The sequence below is a fragment of the Streptomyces plumbidurans genome, assembly GCF_019857225.1.
In the GTDB taxonomy this organism is placed as follows: domain Bacteria; phylum Actinomycetota; class Actinomycetes; order Streptomycetales; family Streptomycetaceae; genus Streptomyces; species Streptomyces plumbidurans.
On the sequence record NZ_JAFJSY010000006.1, the window covers coordinates 100,252 to 118,891 of the forward strand.

Sequence of the window (18,640 nt, forward strand, 5' to 3'; positions counted from 1 at the left end):
TGCGGGCCCGCGGCAGTCACGGGTCGGCCGCACCGGACCGGCGTCCGTCAGAGTGCCGTCCGGTGGACTGCCGCGGGCCGCCCCCCACCCCTCCCCGCGCGTCACACCTTCCGGTAGCTGTACGCCTCGGCGGCCGCGGCTTCCACTGCTGCGAGGTCGGCGCCCGTCGATGCCGTGACCACCGCGGCCACGGCGCCCTCGACGAACGGGGCGTCCACCAGCCGGGTGTTGTCGGGGAGTTCGTCACCCTCGGCGAGCAGCGCCTTCAGGGTGAGGACGGCGCTGCCGAGGTCGGTGAGGACGGCGACCCCGGCGCCCCGGTCGACGGACGCTGCAGCGGCCGCGATCAGCTCCGAGCTCGTGCCGAGGCCACCGCCCTCGGTGCCGCCCGCCGGGGCGACGGGCACCGAAGTGCCGCCGCCCGCCAGTCCCTTGGCAAGATCGGCCACGGACGCGGCCACCTCCGCGCTGTGCGACACCAGCACGATCCCGACCTGCTTCTCGTCACTCACCGTCGGCCTCCGCGAGAGCGGCGACGAGCAGCGAGGACGAGGTGGCGCCGGGATCCTGGTGGCCGATGCTGCGCTCCCCGAGGTAGCTGGCGCGGCCCTTGCGGGCCTGCAGCGGCGTCGTCGCGAGCGCGCCCTGCTCGGCCGCGGTCCCGGCGGCGGCGAAACCACCGTCGCGGAGCGCGTCCACCGCGGGCACCAGCGCGTCGATCATGGTCTTGTCGCCCGGCGCCGCACCGCCGAGCGTCATGACCGCGTCCACCCCGGCGCGCAGCGCCTCGGCGAACTGCTCCTCGCTGACCTCCGGGGCGTCCCCGAGCGCCTTGCCCGTGCGGCGCAGCAGCGTGCCGTACAGGGGCCCCGAGGCGCCGCCGACGGTCGAGATCAGCTGCCGCCCGGCCAGTGTCAGCACCGCACCGGGCGTCTGCGGCGCCTCCTTCTCCAGCGTCGCGGTCACGGCCCGGAACCCGCGCTGCAGATTGCTGCCGTGGTCGGCGTCCCCGATGGGCGAGTCGAGGGCGGTGAGCCGTTCCGCCTCGCGGTCCACGGACGCGGCGGTCGCCGTCATCCAACGGCGGAAGAAATCGGCGTCGAGCACTGGATCTCCTTGCATGGTAGGTACGTTGACACCCGGCCTGCCGGTCTACATCCCCCAGCGCAGCCCCGGCGTCTTCACCGGCGCGTCCCACAGCCTGAGCAGCTCTTCGTCGATCTGGCACAGGGTGACCGAGGCGCCGGCCATGTCGAGCGAGGTGACGTAGTTGCCCACCAGCGTGCGCGCGACGGAGACGCCGCGCTCGGTGAGCACCCGCTGCACCTCGGCGTTGAACCCGTACAGCTCCAGCAGCGGCGTCGCGCCCATGCCGTTGACCAGGACGAGGACGGGATTGCGCGGAGGCATGTCCTCGAGGATCGCGTTCACCGCGAACTCGGCGATCTCCCCCGAGGTCATCATCGCCCGCCGCTCCCGGCCGGGCTCCCCGTGGATGCCGATGCCCAGCTCCAGCTCGCCGGAGGGCAGGTCGAAGGTGGGGCTGCCCTTGGCCGGCGTCGTACAGGCGCTCAGGGCGACACCGAAGCTGCGGGAGTTCTCGTTGACCTGCCGCCCGATCGCCTCGACCCGCTCCAGGGGCTGCCCCTCCTCGGCCGCGGCGCCCGCGATCTTCTCCACGAACAGCGTCGCGCCGGTGCCCCGGCGCCCCGCGGTGTAGAGGCTGTCGGTCACCGCCACGTCGTCGTTGACCAGCACCTTGGCGACCTGGATGCCCTCGTCCTCGGCGAGCTCGGCCGCCATGTCGAAGTTCAGCACGTCACCCGTGTAGTTCTTCACGATGAACAGCACGCCCGCCCCGCTGTCGACGGCGGCCGCGGCGCGTGCCATCTGGTCCGGCACCGGAGAGGTGAAGACCTCGCCGGGGCAGGCTCCCGAGAGCATGCCGGGGCCCACGAAGCCGCCGTGCAGCGGCTCGTGCCCCGAACCACCACCGGAGATCAGGGCGACCTTCCCGGCCACGGGAGCGTCCCGCCGTACGATCACCCGGTTCTCCAGGTCCACGGCCAGCTCGGGATGGGCGGCCGCCATGCCGCGCAGCGCGTCCGTGACCACGGACTCCGGGACGTTGATCAACATCTTCATGGCTTCCTCCTGCTGAGCGTGGCACCTGTGGGCAGTATCGACCTTGAGGCGGCAGCGGTCACGTGGGCGTCGGGGCACTTGTCGGGCTGTTCGGCAGCGGTTGACCCTCCCATTGCGATGCACGAAGTGAGACCTTTTAGGTGTGTCCGTCCTCATTGCGCCCGTGAGGAGGTGTGACCGATGCGCAGAATCAGGCGCGTGCAGGTCCTGGGGTGGCGCTGGCGGAGGAATCCACTGCGACGGCGCAGCGATGTGCTGGAGGCGTGGATCGTGCTGGCCGCCTGGGCCGTGGCGACGCTGGGAGCGGTCGTCGCCGGCATCGTCGGCGCCCAGGTCGCGCAGCGCGCGGTGCAGCACGACCGGGCGGAGCGCAGGCCGGTGAGCGCCGTCCTCGTCAAGACCGTTCCCGGCAGCGCGCGGGACGTGGCCACCGGCGTGCGGTACGACATGGTGCTCGGGAAGGTGCGGTGGACCGACGCACACGGGGTCGTCCGTACCGGCACGACGCAGGTGAAGCCCGCGGCCAGGCCCGGCAGCGCGGTACCGGCGTGGACCGACGGCCACGGCCGGCTGGTGTCCCGGCCGGTCGCCCCGGCCGAGGCGACCACGCGCGTCGTGATGACAGGCACCGGCGTCGCACTGGCCACCGGTGCGCTGGTCCTCGTCGGCGGACATCTGATGCGGATGCGGGTGGAGCGCCGGGCCACCTTGGAGTGGGGCGTCGAATGGGACCGGATCGACCGGCGCAGGGGGCATACGACGGGGTGATCCGGGTGCCGTCCGCACAGAATTCCGGCCCGGGTGCCCGTGCACCCGGGCCGGAGCCGGCCGGACGACTACTCGTACGTCACCCCTCGTGCCTCAGCGCACGCCCGAACCGCCGCTGCCGAAGGAACCGCTGCCGCCCTCGCTCCAGCGGCGCCGGCCCTTCTCCGAGCCGGTACGGGTCGGCGAGTTGCCGTGGCCGGGCAGCTCGTGCGGGGTCAGACGGTGGTCACTGCGGGGGACCTCGTCGGGTTCGCGGTTCTCCAGCACCTCACGGACCGGACCCCCCTCCGGCATCTTCGGCTGCTCGTCCGGACGCGGCGGGGCGGGCTCGCGGCGGCGGATTCGGGCGCCCATCCAGAAGGCGCCGATCAGCAGGGCCACGATCACCACTCCGGCCGCGATGAGCCCCATGGCGGAGGCGCTGCTTGCGGCTGTGTACATCCAAGCGCTGGTCATTGCACGCGGGTACCCCGGCCCTCTGCGGTGAACCCGGCCCGCCCGGATCGGCCCTTCCGAAAGCCCGCCCGGGTCGGCTCGCCCGCCCCGGTGTTTGACCGGATCGACCGAGGCAACCCGCCCGGTGTGACTACGACGACCCAGCAGGAGCTCTTCCAATTCCTGGAGGATCGCTTCGCGTGTGCGCAGGCGTGCACCGAGTGCGCCCGAACGTGCGCCCTGCGCGCGAGCATGGTGGACGCGGACGGCACCCAGGAGCAGGAATTCGTGCGACGCAAGGGCATCATGTGCGCGGAGGTGTGCGACACGACCTGCCGGGTGCTGTCCGAGCAGAACAGCCTCGACGAGTCCGCCATCCGCATCCAGGTGGAGTGGTGCCGCACGGTGTGCCTGGAGAGCGCGCACGCCTTCGACCGGCACCCGGGCGCGGAGGACGGCGCGAAGGCCACCCGCGAGTGCGCCCAGGCGTGCACGGACTTCCTCGCCACACTGAATTGACGACCGTCCCTTCGGCATTCCCAATTTCTGAAACACGTTCTACGGTGTGCGCCGTCAGGACCTGCCTGGGAAGCCTGGAGGCGCCGTGCACCTCGAATACACGCCCGAGCAGCAGCGGCTGCGCACCGAACTGCGGTCGTACTTCGCCGAGTTGGTGCCCGACAACGCCTATGCCCGGCACGCCGACCCGGCCGTTCAGAAACGCTTCTACCGCGAGACCGTCCGGCGCCTGGGAACGGACGGCTGGCTCGGCGTGGGCTGGCCGAAGGAGTACGGCGGGCGCGGGCTGAGCGCGATGGAGCAGTTCATCTTCTTCGACGAGGCCGCCCAGGCCGGCGTACCCCTGCCGCTCATGGCGCTCAACACCGTCGGGCCGACGATCATGCAGTACGGCACGGACGAGCAGAAGTCCTACTTCCTGCCCAGGGTCCTCTCCGGCGAGATCGACTTCGCGATCGGCTACAGCGAACCCGACGCGGGCACCGACCTCGCGTCGCTGAAGACGCGCGCGGTGCGCGAGGGCGACGAGTACGTCGTCAACGGCCAGAAGATCTGGACCACCAACGGCGACACGGCGGACTGGGTGTGGCTCGCGACCCGCACCGACCCGGACGCCCCGCCGCACAAGGGCATCACCATGCTGCTCGTGCCGACGACCGACCCGGGCTACTCCTGCACCCTCATCAACACCCTCGCCTCGCACGACACCACGGCCAGTTACTACGAGAACGTCCGCGTCCCCGTCACTCGCCGCGTCGGCGCCGAGAACCAGGGCTGGCGGCTGATCACCAACCAGCTCAACCATGAGCGCGTCACCCTCGCCGCGCACGGCACCATGGCCATCCGCGCCCTGCACGACGTACAGCGCTGGGCGATGGAGACCAAGCTCGCCGACGGCCGCCGCGTCGTCGACCTGCCCTGGGTGCGCCGCCGTCTCGCCCAGACCCACACCAGGCTCGACGCGATGAAGCTCCTCAACTGGCGCATGGTGAGCGCCGTCCAGGACGGCAGCCTCACCCCCCAGGACGCCTCCGCGGTCAAGGTCTACGGCTCCGAGGCCCGCCGTGACGCCTACGCCTGGCTCATGGAGATCGTCGGCACCGCCGGCGAACTCAAGGAGGGCTCCGCGGGCGCGGTCCTGCACGGCGAACTCGAACGCGGCTACCGCTCCGCCGTCATCTTCACCTTCGGCGGCGGCAACAACGAGATCCAGCGGGAGATCATCTCGTGGATCGGTCTCGGGATGCCGAGGGTACGGCGCTGACTTGCGGAGTTAGCCTGCAGGGATGGCAGGTCCACAGGCAGGTGACGCCGGGCTGTTCCGTCCAGAATCCGTCACATGGCAGATGCACGGCGACCCGATGATGTGGGTCGCCGGCATCCGCGCGCTCTACCTCCAGGCCCTGCATCCGCGCGCGGTGCGCGGCGTCATGCAGAACTCCGACTTCCGCAAGGACGCCTGGGGCCGGTTGATGCGGACCGCCGACTTCGTCGGGACCACGACCTACGGCACGACCGAGGCCGCCGAGCGGGCCGGGGCCCGGGTACGGAAGATCCACAGCATGCTGTCGGCGCACGACCCGGACACGGGGGAGCGGTACGGCGTCGACGAGCCGGAGCTGCTGCTGTGGGTGCACTGCGCGGAGATCGACTCGTATCTGAGTGTGGTGAGGCGCTCCGGCTTCCGGCTCACCGACGCGCTGGCCGACCGCTACATCGGCGAACACCGCGTCAGCGCCCGCCTGGTGGGCCTCGACCCCGACGCCGTACCGGCGAACCAGGAGGAGATGGCGGCCTACTTCGAGAAGGTGCGGCCCGAGCTCGCCGCCGGACCCGAGGCACGCGAAGTGGACGACTTCCTCCTCCGCCCGCCGACGCACCCGCTCCTCCTCCCGGCGCGTGAGGTGTTGTGGCGGCGTGTGGCGCAGCTGGCGTACGCCGCCCTGCCGCCGTACGCCCACGAGCTGTACGGCAGAAAGGCTCCGAAACCCGCCACCGTCACCCGCCAACTGCGCGCCACCGGCACCCTGCTGCGCTGCGTTCCCGCACGTGTGCGCTGGCAACTCCCGCCCAAACACATCCTGCGCGCCATGGCACGCCTGGGCCCCGGCTCCCGTCCGGCACCGTACAAACTCGGACGACAGCTCGCCATACTGGACGAGCCAGGGGGTCGAAAGGACAGTAACGGGGGCGATCGCGGCAGATGGGGGACAGCAGGCTGATCCAGGGCCGGTACCGGCTGCTCGATCTGATCGGGCGGGGCGGCATGGGCGAGGTGTGGCGTGCGCGCGACGAGTCGCTGGGCCGGCAGGTCGCCGTGAAGTGCCTCAAGCCCCTCGGCCCGCACCAGGACCAGTCCTTCACCCGGGTGCTCAGGGAACGCTTCCGCCGCGAGGCCCGGGTGGCCGCCGCCCTCCAGCACCGCGGCGTGACCGTCGTCCATGACTTCGGCGAGTCCGACGGCATCCTCTACCTGGTCATGGAGCTGCTGGAGGGCCGCAACCTCTCCCAGCTGCTGGAGGACAACAAGCAGCATCCGCTGGCCGTCGGCGACGTCGAGGACATCGCCGACCAGGTCGACGCAGCTCTCGCCTACACCCATCAGCAGGGCATCGTGCACCGCGACCTGAAGCCCGCCAACATCATGCGGCTCGACGACGGCACGGTGAAGATCTGCGACTTCGGCATCGCCCGCCTCGGCCACGACATCGGCTTCACCTCCCGGCTGACCGGAACCGGCATCGCCATGGGCACCCCGCACTACATGTCGCCCGAGCAGATCGGCGGCTCGGAGGTCGACCAGCGCAGCGACCTGTACTCGCTGGGATGCGTGCTGTACGAGATCGCCACCGGGGTACCGCCGTTCGACCTCGACGACGCCTGGGCGATCCTCGTCGGCCACCGCGACACCCCGCCCGACCCACCCCGCAACCGACGTTCGGAACTGCCCGAGTACCTCGACCGGATCATCCTGGACCTGCTCGCCAAACATCCCGGGCAACGCCCGCACGACGCAAGCGAGTTGGGCCGTCGTATCACCCTGGGCCGGACGACTCCCGCGTATGTGCCGACCGTCGTCACCCCGCAGCCGGTGCTCGACCCGCCCGGGCGCCTCCCCTCCCGCGAGGCCCGCCTGCCCTCCTGGACCCGCGGCATGACCACCGGCCACAAGGCCACCGGCGCCCACCTGCGCACCACGCCCCCGGACGCCGGCGCCGGACTCAGCGGCGAGTGGATCCCGCGCCCCATGGGCGGCCGCCCCCAGGAACCCGCCCCCGAGGAGCCGTCCGCGCCCTCCCCGGATAAGCTCGCCGCACTGGCCGGCCGGCACAACGCCGGGCTCAGCCTGGGACGGCTGGGCCGCTGGGCCGAGGCCGGAGAAGTGCACCGCGCGGTGGCCGCCGAGCGCACCCATCTGCTCGGCCCCGACCACCCCGACACCCTCGCCAGCCGCTACGAGGTCGCCTTCACCCTCAGCCGCACCGGCCGCGCCGCCGACGCCCTGCAGGAGTACAAGCAGGTGGCCGCGGCCAGGACCCGCGCGCTGGGCGCAGACCACGTCGACACGCTCGCCGCACGCCAGGAAATGGCCTATGTACTGGGGCAGTTGGGCCGCCACTTCGACGCCCACCAGGTGTACGTCTCGGTGCTCGCCGCCCGTGAACGCGACAGCGGCCCCGACCACCCCGACACCCTGCGCTGCCGCCACAACCTCGCCTTCAACCTCAGCAGGCTCGGCCGCCTGGAGGACTCGTACCGCATGGCCTGCGAGGTGGCCGCCGCGCGGGCCCGGGTGCTCGGCCCCGACCACCCGGACACCCTGGTCACCCGCTATGAAGTGGCCTACGCGCTCGGCCAGTTGGGCCGCTGGCCGGAGGCCCTGCAGACCTATCACGAGGTCGCCGAGGCGCGCGCCCAGGCCCTCGGCCCGGACCATGCGGACACCCTCGCCGCCCGCTACGAGGTCGGTATCAGCCTGGGCCGGCTCGGCCGCAGCGCGGAGGCACTGACGCTGTACCGCGAGCTGATCGAGGACCGCACCCGTGTCCAGGGCCCCACCCACCCCGAGACCCTGCGCGCCCGCCACGGCCTGGGCGTCAACCTCGGCCGCCTCGGCCGCTGGGAGGAGGCCCTCGCCGAGTCCCGCGACGTGTGCGCCATCCGCGAGCGCGTCCTCGGCCCCGACCACCCCGACACCCTTGTCAGCCGCCGCGAGGTCGCCGTCGGCCTCGGCTGGCTGGGCCGCTGGCCGGACGCCCTGACCGAGTACCGCCGGGTCGCCGCCGCCCGGGAGCGCGTGCTGGGCGCCGACCACCCCGACACCCTCGCCAGTCGCAACGACGAGGCCCACTGCCTGGAACAGCTCGGCCGCGGCGCCGAAGCCGTCGAGCTGTACCGCAGGGTGGCGGCACTGCGGCAGCAGCGGGCGGCGGGCGGACGCTGACCCGGCGGAGAGCGGCGCCGACCCCGACGCCGTACACCCCTGGCCGCCGACGATCATCGCGTGTTACGAAGAAGCATGGCTGCTCACGAGGGACCCCGGACATACGACGCCGTGATCGTCGGCGGAGGACACAACGGCCTGGTCGCCGCCGCCTACCTGGCCCGGGCCGGACGGTCCGTACTGGTCCTGGAGCGGCTGGACCACACCGGGGGCGCGGCCGTCTCCACCCGCCCGTTCGCCGGGGTCGACGCGCGTCTGTCGCGCTACTCCTACCTGGTCAGCCTGCTGCCGTCGAAGATCGTGCGCGACCTCGGCCTGGACTTCCGGATCGGTCCGCGCACCATCTCCTCGTACACACCGGCGGAACGGGCCGGGCGGCCGACCGGACTGCTCGTCGGCGGCGGCGAGGCACGCACCCGCGAGGCCTTCGCCCGGCTCACCGGCTCCGACCGCGAGTACGAGTCCTGGCAGCGTTTCTACGGCATGACCGGCCGGGTCGCCGAGCGCGTCTTCCCTACCCTGACCGAGCCGCTGCCCACGCGGGACGAGCTGCGTCGGCGCGTCGACGACGAGGAGGCCTGGCGCACCCTGTTCGAGGAGCCCATCGGCGTCGCGATCGAGGACCGCTTCGCCGACGACCTGGTGCGGGGCGTCGTCCTCACCGACGCCCTCATCGGCACCTTCGCCGACGCCCACGACCCCGCACTGCCCCAGAACCGCTGCTTCCTCTACCACGTGATCGGCGGCGGCACCGGCGCCTGGGACGTCCCCGTCGGCGGCATGGGCGCCCTGACCGACGCCCTCGCCACCGCGGCGCGCGACGCGGGCGCCGACATCGCCACCGGCCACGAGGCGGTGCGCATCGACACGGACGGCCGTACGGCCGAGATCACCTACCGGACACCCGACGGCGAGAGGGTCGCCGCCGCCCGGCACGTCCTGGTCAACGCCTCTCCGCAGGCACTCGCCGAGCTGACCGGCGACGCGCCGCCCGCCCCCGCCGAGGGCGCCCAGCTCAAGGTGAACATGCTGCTCAAGCGGCTGCCCAGGCTGCGCGACGAGTCGGTGGACCCGCGCGAGGCGTTCTCCGGCACCTTCCACATCGCGGAGGGCTACCGGCAGCTGGCCACCGCGCACGCCCAGGCCGCCGCCGGGGAGCTGCCCGCCGCGCCCCCCTCCGAGATCTACTGCCACTCCCTCACCGACCCGACGATCCTCGGGCCGGATCTCGTCGAGCAGGGCTACCAGACCCTCACGCTCTTCGGCCTGCACACACCGGCCCGGCTCTTCGACCGGGACAACGACGGCGTACGCGAGGAACTCCTCAAGTCGACCCTCGCCCAGCTCGACGCCCACCTCGCCGAACCGCTCGCCGACTGCCTGGCGACCGACGCGGACGGCCGCCCCTGCATCGAGGCGAAGACCCCGCTCGACCTGGAGCGCGACCTGCGGCTGCCCGGCGGCAACATCTTCCACCGCGAGCTGTCCTGGCCCTACGCCCAGGAGGGCACCGGCCGTTGGGGCGTGGAGACCCGGCACGCGAACGTGCTGCTGTGCGGGGCGGGCGCCGTACGGGGCGGAGGGGTGAGCGGCGTGCCGGGGCACAACGCGGCGATGGCGGTGCTGGAGGCGACGGCCGGGTGACGCACTCGGCCCGGGACTTCTACGACTCGCTCGCCGCCGATTACCACCGCATCTTCCCCGACTGGGACGCGAGCATCGCCCGCCAGGCCGCCGCGCTCGACGGACTGCTGCGCCACGAACTGGGCCCGGGTCCGCACCGGTTGCTGGACTGCGCCTGCGGCATCGGCACGCAGGCCATCGGACTCGCGCGCGCCGGGCACCGGGTCGTGGGCAGCGATCTGAGTCCCGTAGCGGTCACGCGGGCCGCCACGGAAGCCGCGGCTCGCGGCGCCCGACTGCCCACGACGGCCGCTGACATGCGCCAACTGCCCTTCCGAACAGGCGCTTTCGACGCCGTCGTGTGCGCCGACAACTCTGTCGCCCACCTGCAGACGACCGACGACCTGGCGGCGGCGCTCACCGACATGCGCCGGGTACTCCGCGACGACGGACTGCTGCTGCTCACACTCCGCGACTACGACGAGGCCCGCCGAACCCACCCCACGTCCGTGCCGCCCCAGGTGTCGCACGACTCCGACGGCCGCTCGATCACCTTCCAGCTGTGGCACTGGCACGACGACGGGGAGCACTACGACCTGGAGTACTTCCAGCTCGTACCCGCCGGGGACGGCTGGGAGGTACGCGTGCGCCGCGCCACCTCCTGGGCGCTGACCCGAAACCAGGTCTCCGCGGCCGCGACCGAGTCCGGCTTCACCGCCCTCACCTGGCACACACCGGACACCAGCGGCTTCTACCAGCCGGTGCTGACGGCTCGGGCGGCGGCCGATCCGAAGAGCTGACCCTAGTCGGCCGACGCCTCCCACCCCGCAGCCACGATCCGCGCCGAGTCCCCCTTCCGCCCATCATCGAAGAGAACCCGACCCCCCACCTCGACGCGCACCCCGTCGACGTACACCCCCCGGCCGACATACAGCTTGTCGGTCGTGTAGCGCCAGCGGAGGGTGAGGGCGGGGTGGGCGGGGAGGTCGGCGCTCACCCGGTGCCAGACGTGGCCCGACCAGCCGGTGACCGAACCACTGGGATGTCCCTGCGGCTGCTCGCCGTGGCGGGCCGTGGTGAACGGGATCGGGTGCCAGGTCGTGCCGCCGTCCGTCGTGGCCTCCAGCACGAGGACGTCCGACGCGGGCTCGGTGTCCCACCACAGGGCGTTGCTCAGCCGGGCCCGGCCGGGTGTCGTGTCGAGCGCCGGCAGGGTGAGCGTGGCGGTCGTGGCGCTCGCCATCCCCGCGAACCATGCCGTACGTCCTAGCTCCGGGCGCACCGGCACGGCGCGTGCCAGGTTGTTGCCCGCGGCGACCCGGGGAGCGGAACCGGAGCGCCAACTGCGCACCGGATGGACCGAGTTGCCGAGCACGATCAGGAAGGAGTCGGTCGTCGGGTCGAGGACCAGGGAGGTGCCGGTGAAACCGGTGTGGCCCGCGGTGCGCGGTGTGGCCATCGCGCCCATGTACCAGTGCTGGTAGAGCTCGAAGCCGAGTCCGTGGTCGTCCCCGGGGAAGGCGGTGTTGAAGTTCTTGAACAGCAGATCCACGGACTCCGGCCGGAGAATGCGGGTGCTGCCGTAGACGCCCCCGTTGAGCAGGGTGCGGCCGAGGACGGCGAGGTCCCAGGCGCTGGAGAACACCCCGGCGTGCCCGGCGACCCCGTCGAGGCTGTAGGCGTTCTCGTCGTGCACCTCGCCCCACACCAGGCCCCGGTCCAGGCCGGACCAGGGCGCCCGCTCGTCCTCCGTGGCCGCGATCTTCGGCTTCCAGGTGGCGGGCGGGTTGTAGCGGGTGCGGTTCAGGCCGAGCGGGCCGGTGATGTTCTCGTGGAGCAGGGTGTCCAGTGTGCGGCCGGTGATCTTCTCCAGGACGAGCTGGAGCGAGATCAGATTCAGGTCGGAGTAGAGGTACTTGGTGCCGGGCGGGTTGATCGGCGCCTCGTCGAAGATGAGTTGGAGTTTCGCCGCGCGCGTCGGCGCCTTGTACAACGGGATCCAGTCACGGAACCCCGAGGTGTGGGTGAGCAGCTGACGGATCGTGATGTCCTGCTTGCCCGCCGCGCCGAACTCCGGGACGTAGGAGGCGACCGTCCCCTCCAGCTGCAGCGTGCCGCGCTCCATCTGCTGCACGGCGAGCAGCGAGGTGAACAGCTTGGACACCGAGGCCAGATCGAAGACCGTGTCCCTGGCCATGGGGATCTGCCGGTCGGCCGGGAACTCCACGCCGGTGTCGGTCTTCTCGTCGTACGCCTGATAGCGCACCGCCATCCCGATGGGCTCGTGCAGGGCCACGGTCCCGCCGCGGCCGGCGAGCAGGACGGCGCCCGCGTACCACGGGTGCTTGGGGGACGGGCCGAGGAACGTCTCCGCGTCGGTGACCAGTTGACGCAGATGGGTGGCGAGCAGGCCCGCGCGTTCCGCCGAGCCGTGGCGCAGGGTGGGGTGCCCGGAGCCCGTCGCCGCCTCGGCCGCCGGGCCCGCGGGGAAGGGCGCGACGGCCAGGGCGCCGCCCAAGGCGAGGGCTCTTCGGGCCAGTTGACGTCGGGACAGGCCGGGCCGTCCCGCCGTTTCGTCCGTCATGGGCGATCCTCCACGGAGTGAAAGTATTTTTCCTCGGTCGCCTTCCGGGGTGAAACTTTCGTGTCAGGCGTGCGGTGTGTCAACGAGGCGTGCGGAAGGTGCCGGGCCGTCCAGAAAACTGACGGCGCATCAGAAAAGGTCTTCCGTCGGCCGGAGGACTGCGGCATCCTGCGCCCATGCAGACGGAGCTGAGCAAGAAACTGGGAGTCGAGCACGCCATCTTCGGCTTCACGCCGTTCCCCGCCGTCGCCGCCGCCATCAGCCGGGCCGGAGGCTTCGGAGTGCTCGGCGCGGTCCGCTACACCGCCCCCGACGACCTCAAGCGCGACCTGGACTGGATCGAGGCCCATGTCGAGGGGCGCCCCTACGGCCTGGACGTGGTGATGCCCGCCAAGAAGGTCGAAGCCCCGAAAAATCAGACGCTGACCGAGGCCGAGATCGAAGCCATGATCCCCGAGGCGCACCGGCAGTTCGTCAAGGACACCCTCGCCAAGTACGGCGTGCCCGAACTGGCCGAGGGCGACGCGACCGGCTGGCGCATCACCGGCTGGATGGAACAGGTCGCCCGCAGCCAGCTCGACGTCGCCTTCGACTACCCGATCCGGCTGCTCGCCAACGCCCTCGGCTCCCCGCCCGCCGACGTCATCGCCCGCGCCCACGAGCAGGACGTGCTCGTCGCCGCGCTCGCGGGCAGCGCACGGCACGCGCTCAAGCACAAGGACGCCGGCATCGACATCGTCGTCGCCCAGGGCTACGAAGCCGGTGGCCACACCGGCGAGATCGCCTCCATGGTGCTCACCCCGGAGGTCGTCGACGCCGTCGGCCCACTGCCCGTGCTGGCCGCAGGAGGCATCGGCAGCGGACAGCAGGCCGCCGCCGCGCTCGCCCTCGGCGCCCAGGGCGTCTGGCTCGGCTCGATCTGGCTGACCGTCACGGAGGCCGACCTCGCCTCGCCCGCGGTCACCCGGAAACTCCTCGCCGCCGGCTCCGGCGACACCGTCCGCTCCCGCGCCCTGAGCGGCAAACCGGCACGCCAGCTCCGTACCGAATGGACCGACGCCTGGGACGACCCGGCCGGACCCGGCGCCCTGCCCATGCCCCTGCAGGGCCTTCTCGTCGCCGACGCCCTCACCCGCATCCAGAAGTACGAGGTCGAGCCGCTGCTCGGCACGCCCGTCGGCCAGATCGTCGGCCGGATGAACAGCGAACGCAGCGTCCAGGCAGTCTTCGACGACCTCACGCGCGGCTTCGAGGAGGCCGTCGACCGCATGATCCGTATCGCCGGAAGGAGCGGCACGTGACGAGTACGCCCCCCGTCGGATTCTGGGCCCAGGCCGCGGCCGATCCCGACCGTCAGATCCTTGTCGCGCCCGACGGCGAGCAGTGGACCGCGGGCCGGCTGCACGCCGCCACCAACCGGATGGTGCACGGCCTGCGCGCCGCCGGACTGGAACGCGGCGACGCCTTCGCGGTGGTCCTGCCCAACGGCGTCGAGTTCTTCACCGCCTATCTGGCGGCCAGCCAGGCCGGGTTCTATCTCGTGCCGGTCAACCACCACTTCGTCGGCCCGGAGATCGGCTGGATCGTCGCCGACTCCGGCGCCAAGGTGCTGATCTCCCACGAACGGTTCGCGGACGCGGCACGGCACGCGGCCGACGAGGCCGGGCTTCCGGACACCCACCGGTACGCCGTCGGCACGGTCGAGGGATTCAGGCCGTACGCCGAACTCCTCGACGGGCAGCCGGAGTCGGCGCCCGAGCACCGCGAACTCGGCTGGGTCATGAACTACACCTCGGGCACCACGGGCCGCCCACGCGGCATCCGCCGCCCGCTGCCCGGCAAGACCCCCGAGGAGGCCTATCTCGGCGGCTTCCTCGGCATCTTCGGCATCAAGCCGTTCGACGACAACGTCCATCTCGTCTGCTCGCCGCTCTACCACACCGCGGTGCTCCAGTTCGCGGGCGCGTCCCTGCACATCGGCCACCGGCTCGTCCTGATGGACAAGTGGACCCCCGAGGAGATGCTCCGGCTCATCGACCGTGAGAAGTGCACGCACACCCACATGGTCCCCACCCAGTTCCACCGGCTGCTCGCCCTGCCGGAGGAGGTCAGGCGCTCCTACGACGTCTCGTCCATGCGGCACGCCATCCACGGCGCCGCCCCCTGCCCGGACCATGTGAAGCGGGCGATGATCGACTGGTGGGGCGAGTCGGTCGAGGAGTACTACGCGGCCAGCGAGGGCGGCGGCGCCTTCGCCACCGCCGAGGACTGGCTGAAGAAGCCCGGCACCGTCGGCAAGGCCTGGCCCATCAGCGAACTCGCGGTCTTCGACGACGACGGCAACCAGCTGCCCGCCGGTCAACTCGGCACCGTCTACATGAAGATGAACACCGGCGGCTTTGCCTACCACAAGGACGAGGCCAAGACGAGGAAGAACCGCATCGGCGACTTCTTCACCGTCGGCGACCTCGGCTACCTCGACGAGGACGGCTATCTCTTCCTGCGCGACCGCAAGATCGACATGATCATCTCGGGTGGCGTCAACATCTACCCCGCCGAGATCGAGTCGGCCCTGCTCGCCCACCCCGCCGTCGCCGACGCCGCCGTCTTCGGCATCCCGCACGACGACTGGGGCGAGGAGGTCAAGGCCGTCGTCGAGGCGGCCCCCGGCCACGAGCCCGGACCGGCCCTCGCCGCCGCGATCCTCGACCACTGCGCCGACCGACTCGCGGGCTACAAACGGCCCAAGAGCGTCGACTTCATCACCGAGATGCCCCGCGACCCCAACGGCAAGCTCTACAAGCGGCGGCTGCGTGACCCGTACTGGGAGGGCCGTGCGCGAGCCGTGTGACGGGCGTCGCCGTGCCATGCATTCGGTGACCCGCCGGGCCCGCGACCCCGCCACATGCTTGACCTGACCCGGTGCCGGACCGAGGATCATCAGTCATGACGCAGGGACAGGGCAGCACGGTGGACGGGGTGCTGCGGCGCAGCGCCCGGCGCACTCCCGCGCGCGTCGCGGTGGAGTACCGCGACCGCTCGTGGACGTACGGGGAACTCGACGAGGCCGTCTCCCGGGCGGCGAGCGTCCTGCTCGGCCTGGGCCTCGCCCCCGGTGACCGGGTCGGCGCCTACGGCCACAACTCGGACGCCTATCTGATCGGCTTCCTCGCCTGCGCCCGCGCGGGCCTGGTCCATGTGCCGGTCAACCAGAACCTGACCGGCGACGACCTCGCCTACATCGTCGGCCAGTCCGGCAGCTCGGTCGTCCTGGCCGACCCCGATCTCGCCGACCGACTCCCGGACGGCGTACGGACGTTGCCCCTGCGCGACGCCGAGGACTCCCTGCTGGCACGGCAGGCGACGGCGCCCGCCTACGACGGGCCCGAACCGCGCGCAGAGGACCTGGTACAGCTGCTGTACACCTCCGGCACCACCGCCCTGCCCAAGGGCGCGATGATGACGCACCGCGCCCTGGTCCACGAGTACTTGAGCGCGATCACCGCCCTCGACCTCAGCGCCGGCGACCGGCCCGTGCACTCCCTGCCGCTCTACCACTCGGCACAGATGCATGTGTTCCTGCTGCCGTATCTCGCCGTCGGTGCCACGAACATCGTCCTCGACGCGCCCGACGGCGACCGGATCTTCGAACTGATCGAAGCGGGCCGGGTGGACAGTCTGTTCGCGCCGCCCACGGTCTGGATCGGCCTGTCCAACCGCCCGGACTTCGCGACCCGGGACCTGTCCGGACTGCGCAAGGCCTACTACGGGGCGTCGATCATGCCGGTGCCCGTCCTGGAGCGGCTGCGCGAACGGCTGCCGAAGCTCGGCTTCTACAACTGCTTCGGGCAGAGCGAGATCGGCCCCCTGGCGACCGTCCTCGCGCCCGACGAGCACAAGGGCCGCATGGACTCCTGCGGCCGCCCCGTCCTGTTCGTCGACGCGCGCGTGGTCGACGAGGACGGCAAGGACGTCCCCGACGGCACACCGGGCGAGATCGTCTACCGTTCCCCGCAGTTGTGCGAGGGCTACTGGGACAAGCCCGAGGAGACGTCCGCCGCCTTCCGTGACGGCTGGTTCCACTCCGGCGACCTCGCCGTGCGGGACGCGCACGGCTACTACACGATCGTCGACCGGGTGAAGGACGTCATCAACTCCGGTGGCGTACTGGTCCCTTCACGCCAGGTCGAGGACGCGCTGTACACGCACGAGGGCGTCGCCGAGGTCGCCGTGATCGGCCTGCCCGACGAGCGCTGGATCGAGGCCGTCACCGCCGTCGTCGTCCCGCGCGGCGAGGTCTCCGAGCAGGACCTCATCGCCCACGTCCGTGAGAAGCTCGCCCACTTCAAGGCGCCGAAGCGAGTGGAGTTCGTGGACGAACTGCCGCGCAACGCGAGCGGGAAAATCCTCAAACGGGAGCTGCGGAACCGCTTCGCCGGGTGACGGGATACACAACAAGTCTCATTTCATACCTGGTACGGCCGCCGTTACCATGTCTCATGTATACGGCAGGAGGGCACAAACCAGGCATGCGATGCTGTTTCCCCGCCCCTCTCGCCGCCCTCGCCGGCGTCCCCGGCCCCTGTGAGGTGCTGCGTTCGGGAGCACTGCTCGCCCCCGCCCTGCTCAGGGCCGCCTCCGCCGCCCGCGCGCGTCTCCCGCACCACCAGACCGTCGCGGCCGTGCACCTGGAACTGGTCACGCTGACCGAGGACCGGGCGATCATCACGTGGTACACCGGAGTGCCGGGCACCGACGACGGCTTCGGCCACATGCTGCCGGCCGTCACGGAGGGCGAGGTCGTCTACGGCACCCACCCCGGCCGTCTCGACCGCGTCGCCGGAGAGGATCGGCTCACCGCGCACCACCATGTGGAACTCACCGGTCTCGAACCCGGGCAGACGTACTACTACCAGGCGCGATCCCGCGGCGCGGCCGCCCGGCCCACCACGCTCCACCTGGTCCGGGGCAACGCGGCGGGCACCTCACGGCACGGTCTGGGCTCGCTCGGCGGGCCGTACTCCTTCACCACGCCGCAGCCCCCGCCCGGCCGGCACCTGATGACCCTGGCGCTCTGCAACGACCTGCACCTCGGGGAGACCATCGCCGGGCTGGTGACCGGTTTCCCGCTGTTGCGCGGGATCTCGCAGGAGCCGGGGCTCGCGCCCTATCCGGAGATGATGAGCCGGGCCCTGGTCGAGGAGGCCCGCAGGCGAGGGGCCGACCTGCTGCTGGCCGCGGGCGACATCTCGGCGGGCGGCGGGGAACGGGACCTGGCCGAGGCCAGAGCGATCCTGGACGGGTTCGGCACCCACGGCGAGGAGTACTTCGTCGTACGGGGCAACCACGACCGGCCCGGGTCCGGCGACGGCCGGGGCGACGACGGCGACACCTTCCGGCGCGGCTTCGGCGGCGAGGACGAGCCCGGGTACTTCGCGCGCGAGCTGGGCGGGTTGCGGCTCATCGGCCTCGACACCTACGAGAAGCCGGGCAACGGCGCCGACTCGGGCGGTCTCCGCGCCGAGCAACTGTCCTGGTTCCGCGGCCGGTTGCGCGAGAACCGGGACCAGCCCACCCTGGTCTTCGGCCATCATCCACTGATCGTGCGGGACTCCCTCTTCCCGGTCGGCGCGGGCCAGCGCATGGGCCGCCGCCAGGCGCGCGAGATCGTCGAGGCCTACGCCGCCACCCCCGGAGTCTTCCTGCACCACGCGGGCCACACCCACCGCAACAAGCGCACCCTGCTGCCCCACGCCCCGCACGTGGCCCTGCAGGAGGTCGGCGCCGCCAAGGAGTACCCCGGCGGCTTCGCCCTCCTGCGCATCCACTCCGGCGGCTACGCCCTGAACTTCTACAAGGCCCGCACCACCGAGGCCCTGGAATGGGGCGAACGCAGCCGCCGCATGGCCGCCGGCCTGTGGCCCCACCACGCCCTGGGCCGCTCAGTGAGCGACCGCAACAGCATCGTCTTCCGAGACCTGTCCGGCCTCACCCACCCAACTCCGCCGCCCCCGGCAACAGCTGTCCCGGAACTACCCGCCTGACCTGACGCGCAGCGGGCCCACACCCACGGCCGCGGGCCGACGCCTCCGACGACAGGGCCAGGGCCGCGGCCCGCGCGC

The 18,640-nt window shown here is 71.8% G+C and carries 16 protein-coding genes; 11 read left to right on the forward strand and 5 right to left on the reverse strand.

Going from position 1 to position 18,640, the window contains the following annotated elements; all coding sequences use genetic code 11:
• Positions 1-101: 101 nt before the first annotated feature.
• Genes JYK17_RS05005 through dhaK form a run of 3 tightly spaced genes read right to left on the reverse strand, consistent with a single transcriptional unit; the run spans position 102 to position 2,145 of the window.
• Positions 102-512 carry a PTS-dependent dihydroxyacetone kinase phosphotransferase subunit DhaM gene (locus JYK17_RS05005; protein ID WP_222809843.1) on the reverse strand — a complete coding sequence of 137 codons (411 nt, stop codon included), beginning with the start codon at positions 510-512 and terminating at the stop codon, positions 102-104.
• A complete protein-coding gene (dhaL, locus tag JYK17_RS05010; protein WP_108012736.1) occupies positions 505-1,107 on the reverse strand; it encodes a dihydroxyacetone kinase subunit DhaL in 603 nt (200 codons plus the stop codon). The genes JYK17_RS05005 and dhaL overlap by 8 nt, the downstream gene beginning before the upstream one ends.
• 45 nt (positions 1,108-1,152) lie before the next feature.
• Positions 1,153-2,145, reverse strand: a complete 993-nt coding sequence (gene dhaK, locus JYK17_RS05015) for a dihydroxyacetone kinase subunit DhaK (protein WP_222809844.1) — start codon at positions 2,143-2,145, stop codon at positions 1,153-1,155.
• A gap of 180 nt (positions 2,146-2,325) precedes the next feature.
• On the opposite strand from dhaK, the gene JYK17_RS05020 reads away from it, so the two are divergent.
• Positions 2,326-2,913: an Rv1733c family protein gene (locus JYK17_RS05020; protein ID WP_222809845.1), complete on the forward strand. Its 588-nt coding sequence runs from the start codon at positions 2,326-2,328 to the stop codon at positions 2,911-2,913.
• A gap of 93 nt (positions 2,914-3,006) precedes the next feature.
• Here the strand turns inward: JYK17_RS05020 and JYK17_RS05025 are convergent, their stop codons facing one another.
• Positions 3,007-3,369, reverse strand: coding sequence for a DUF6479 family protein (locus JYK17_RS05025; RefSeq protein WP_222809846.1), 363 nt, complete (start codon positions 3,367-3,369; stop codon positions 3,007-3,009).
• A gap of 126 nt (positions 3,370-3,495) precedes the next feature.
• Here JYK17_RS05025 and JYK17_RS05030 point away from each other — a divergent pair, with 126 nt between their 5' ends.
• The 6 genes from JYK17_RS05030 (at position 3,496) to JYK17_RS05055 (ending at position 10,734) form a co-directional block, all read left to right on the forward strand.
• The gene (locus JYK17_RS05030) at positions 3,496-3,867 is read left to right on the forward strand and encodes a four-helix bundle copper-binding protein (protein WP_108012740.1); all 372 of its coding nucleotides are present in this window, start codon (positions 3,496-3,498) and stop codon (positions 3,865-3,867) included.
• A gap of 85 nt (positions 3,868-3,952) precedes the next feature.
• Positions 3,953-5,131, forward strand: coding sequence for an acyl-CoA dehydrogenase family protein (locus tag JYK17_RS05035; protein WP_222809847.1), 1,179 nt, complete (start codon positions 3,953-3,955; stop codon positions 5,129-5,131).
• A gap of 22 nt (positions 5,132-5,153) precedes the next feature.
• Entirely contained in the window at positions 5,154-6,089 is a 936-nt protein-coding gene (locus JYK17_RS05040) for an oxygenase MpaB family protein (RefSeq protein ID WP_222809848.1), read from the forward strand.
• Positions 6,071-8,311: a serine/threonine-protein kinase gene (locus tag JYK17_RS05045; protein ID WP_222809849.1), complete on the forward strand. Its 2,241-nt coding sequence runs from the start codon at positions 6,071-6,073 to the stop codon at positions 8,309-8,311. Before JYK17_RS05040 ends, JYK17_RS05045 begins: the two co-directional genes overlap by 19 nt.
• A gap of 75 nt (positions 8,312-8,386) precedes the next feature.
• Positions 8,387-9,955, forward strand: a complete 1,569-nt coding sequence (locus JYK17_RS05050) for a phytoene desaturase family protein (protein ID WP_222809850.1) — start codon at positions 8,387-8,389, stop codon at positions 9,953-9,955.
• The gene (locus tag JYK17_RS05055) at positions 9,952-10,734 is read left to right on the forward strand and encodes a class I SAM-dependent methyltransferase (protein ID WP_222809851.1); all 783 of its coding nucleotides are present in this window, start codon (positions 9,952-9,954) and stop codon (positions 10,732-10,734) included. Before JYK17_RS05050 ends, JYK17_RS05055 begins: the two co-directional genes overlap by 4 nt.
• A 2-nt stretch (positions 10,735-10,736) precedes the next feature.
• Here the strand turns inward: JYK17_RS05055 and JYK17_RS05060 are convergent, their stop codons facing one another.
• Complete coding sequence (locus JYK17_RS05060; RefSeq protein ID WP_222809852.1) at positions 10,737-12,518, reverse strand: serine hydrolase domain-containing protein; 1,782 nt, start codon at positions 12,516-12,518, stop codon at positions 10,737-10,739.
• A gap of 176 nt (positions 12,519-12,694) precedes the next feature.
• Here JYK17_RS05060 and JYK17_RS05065 point away from each other — a divergent pair, with 176 nt between their 5' ends.
• The 4 genes from JYK17_RS05065 to JYK17_RS05080 all read left to right on the forward strand — a co-directional run bounded on the left by JYK17_RS05065 (position 12,695) and on the right by JYK17_RS05080 (position 18,562).
• Complete coding sequence (locus JYK17_RS05065; RefSeq protein ID WP_222809853.1) at positions 12,695-13,819, forward strand: nitronate monooxygenase; 1,125 nt, start codon at positions 12,695-12,697, stop codon at positions 13,817-13,819.
• Entirely contained in the window at positions 13,816-15,369 is a 1,554-nt protein-coding gene (locus tag JYK17_RS05070) for an acyl-CoA synthetase (protein WP_222809854.1), read from the forward strand. The genes JYK17_RS05065 and JYK17_RS05070 overlap by 4 nt, the downstream gene beginning before the upstream one ends.
• 95 nt (positions 15,370-15,464) lie before the next feature.
• Positions 15,465-16,961: an acyl-CoA synthetase gene (locus JYK17_RS05075; RefSeq protein WP_222809855.1), complete on the forward strand. Its 1,497-nt coding sequence runs from the start codon at positions 15,465-15,467 to the stop codon at positions 16,959-16,961.
• A gap of 86 nt (positions 16,962-17,047) precedes the next feature.
• Positions 17,048-18,562 (forward strand): purple acid phosphatase family protein, encoded by a 1,515-nt coding sequence (locus tag JYK17_RS05080; RefSeq protein WP_222809856.1) that lies wholly within the window; start codon positions 17,048-17,050, stop codon positions 18,560-18,562.
• Positions 18,563-18,640 lie beyond the last annotated feature (78 nt).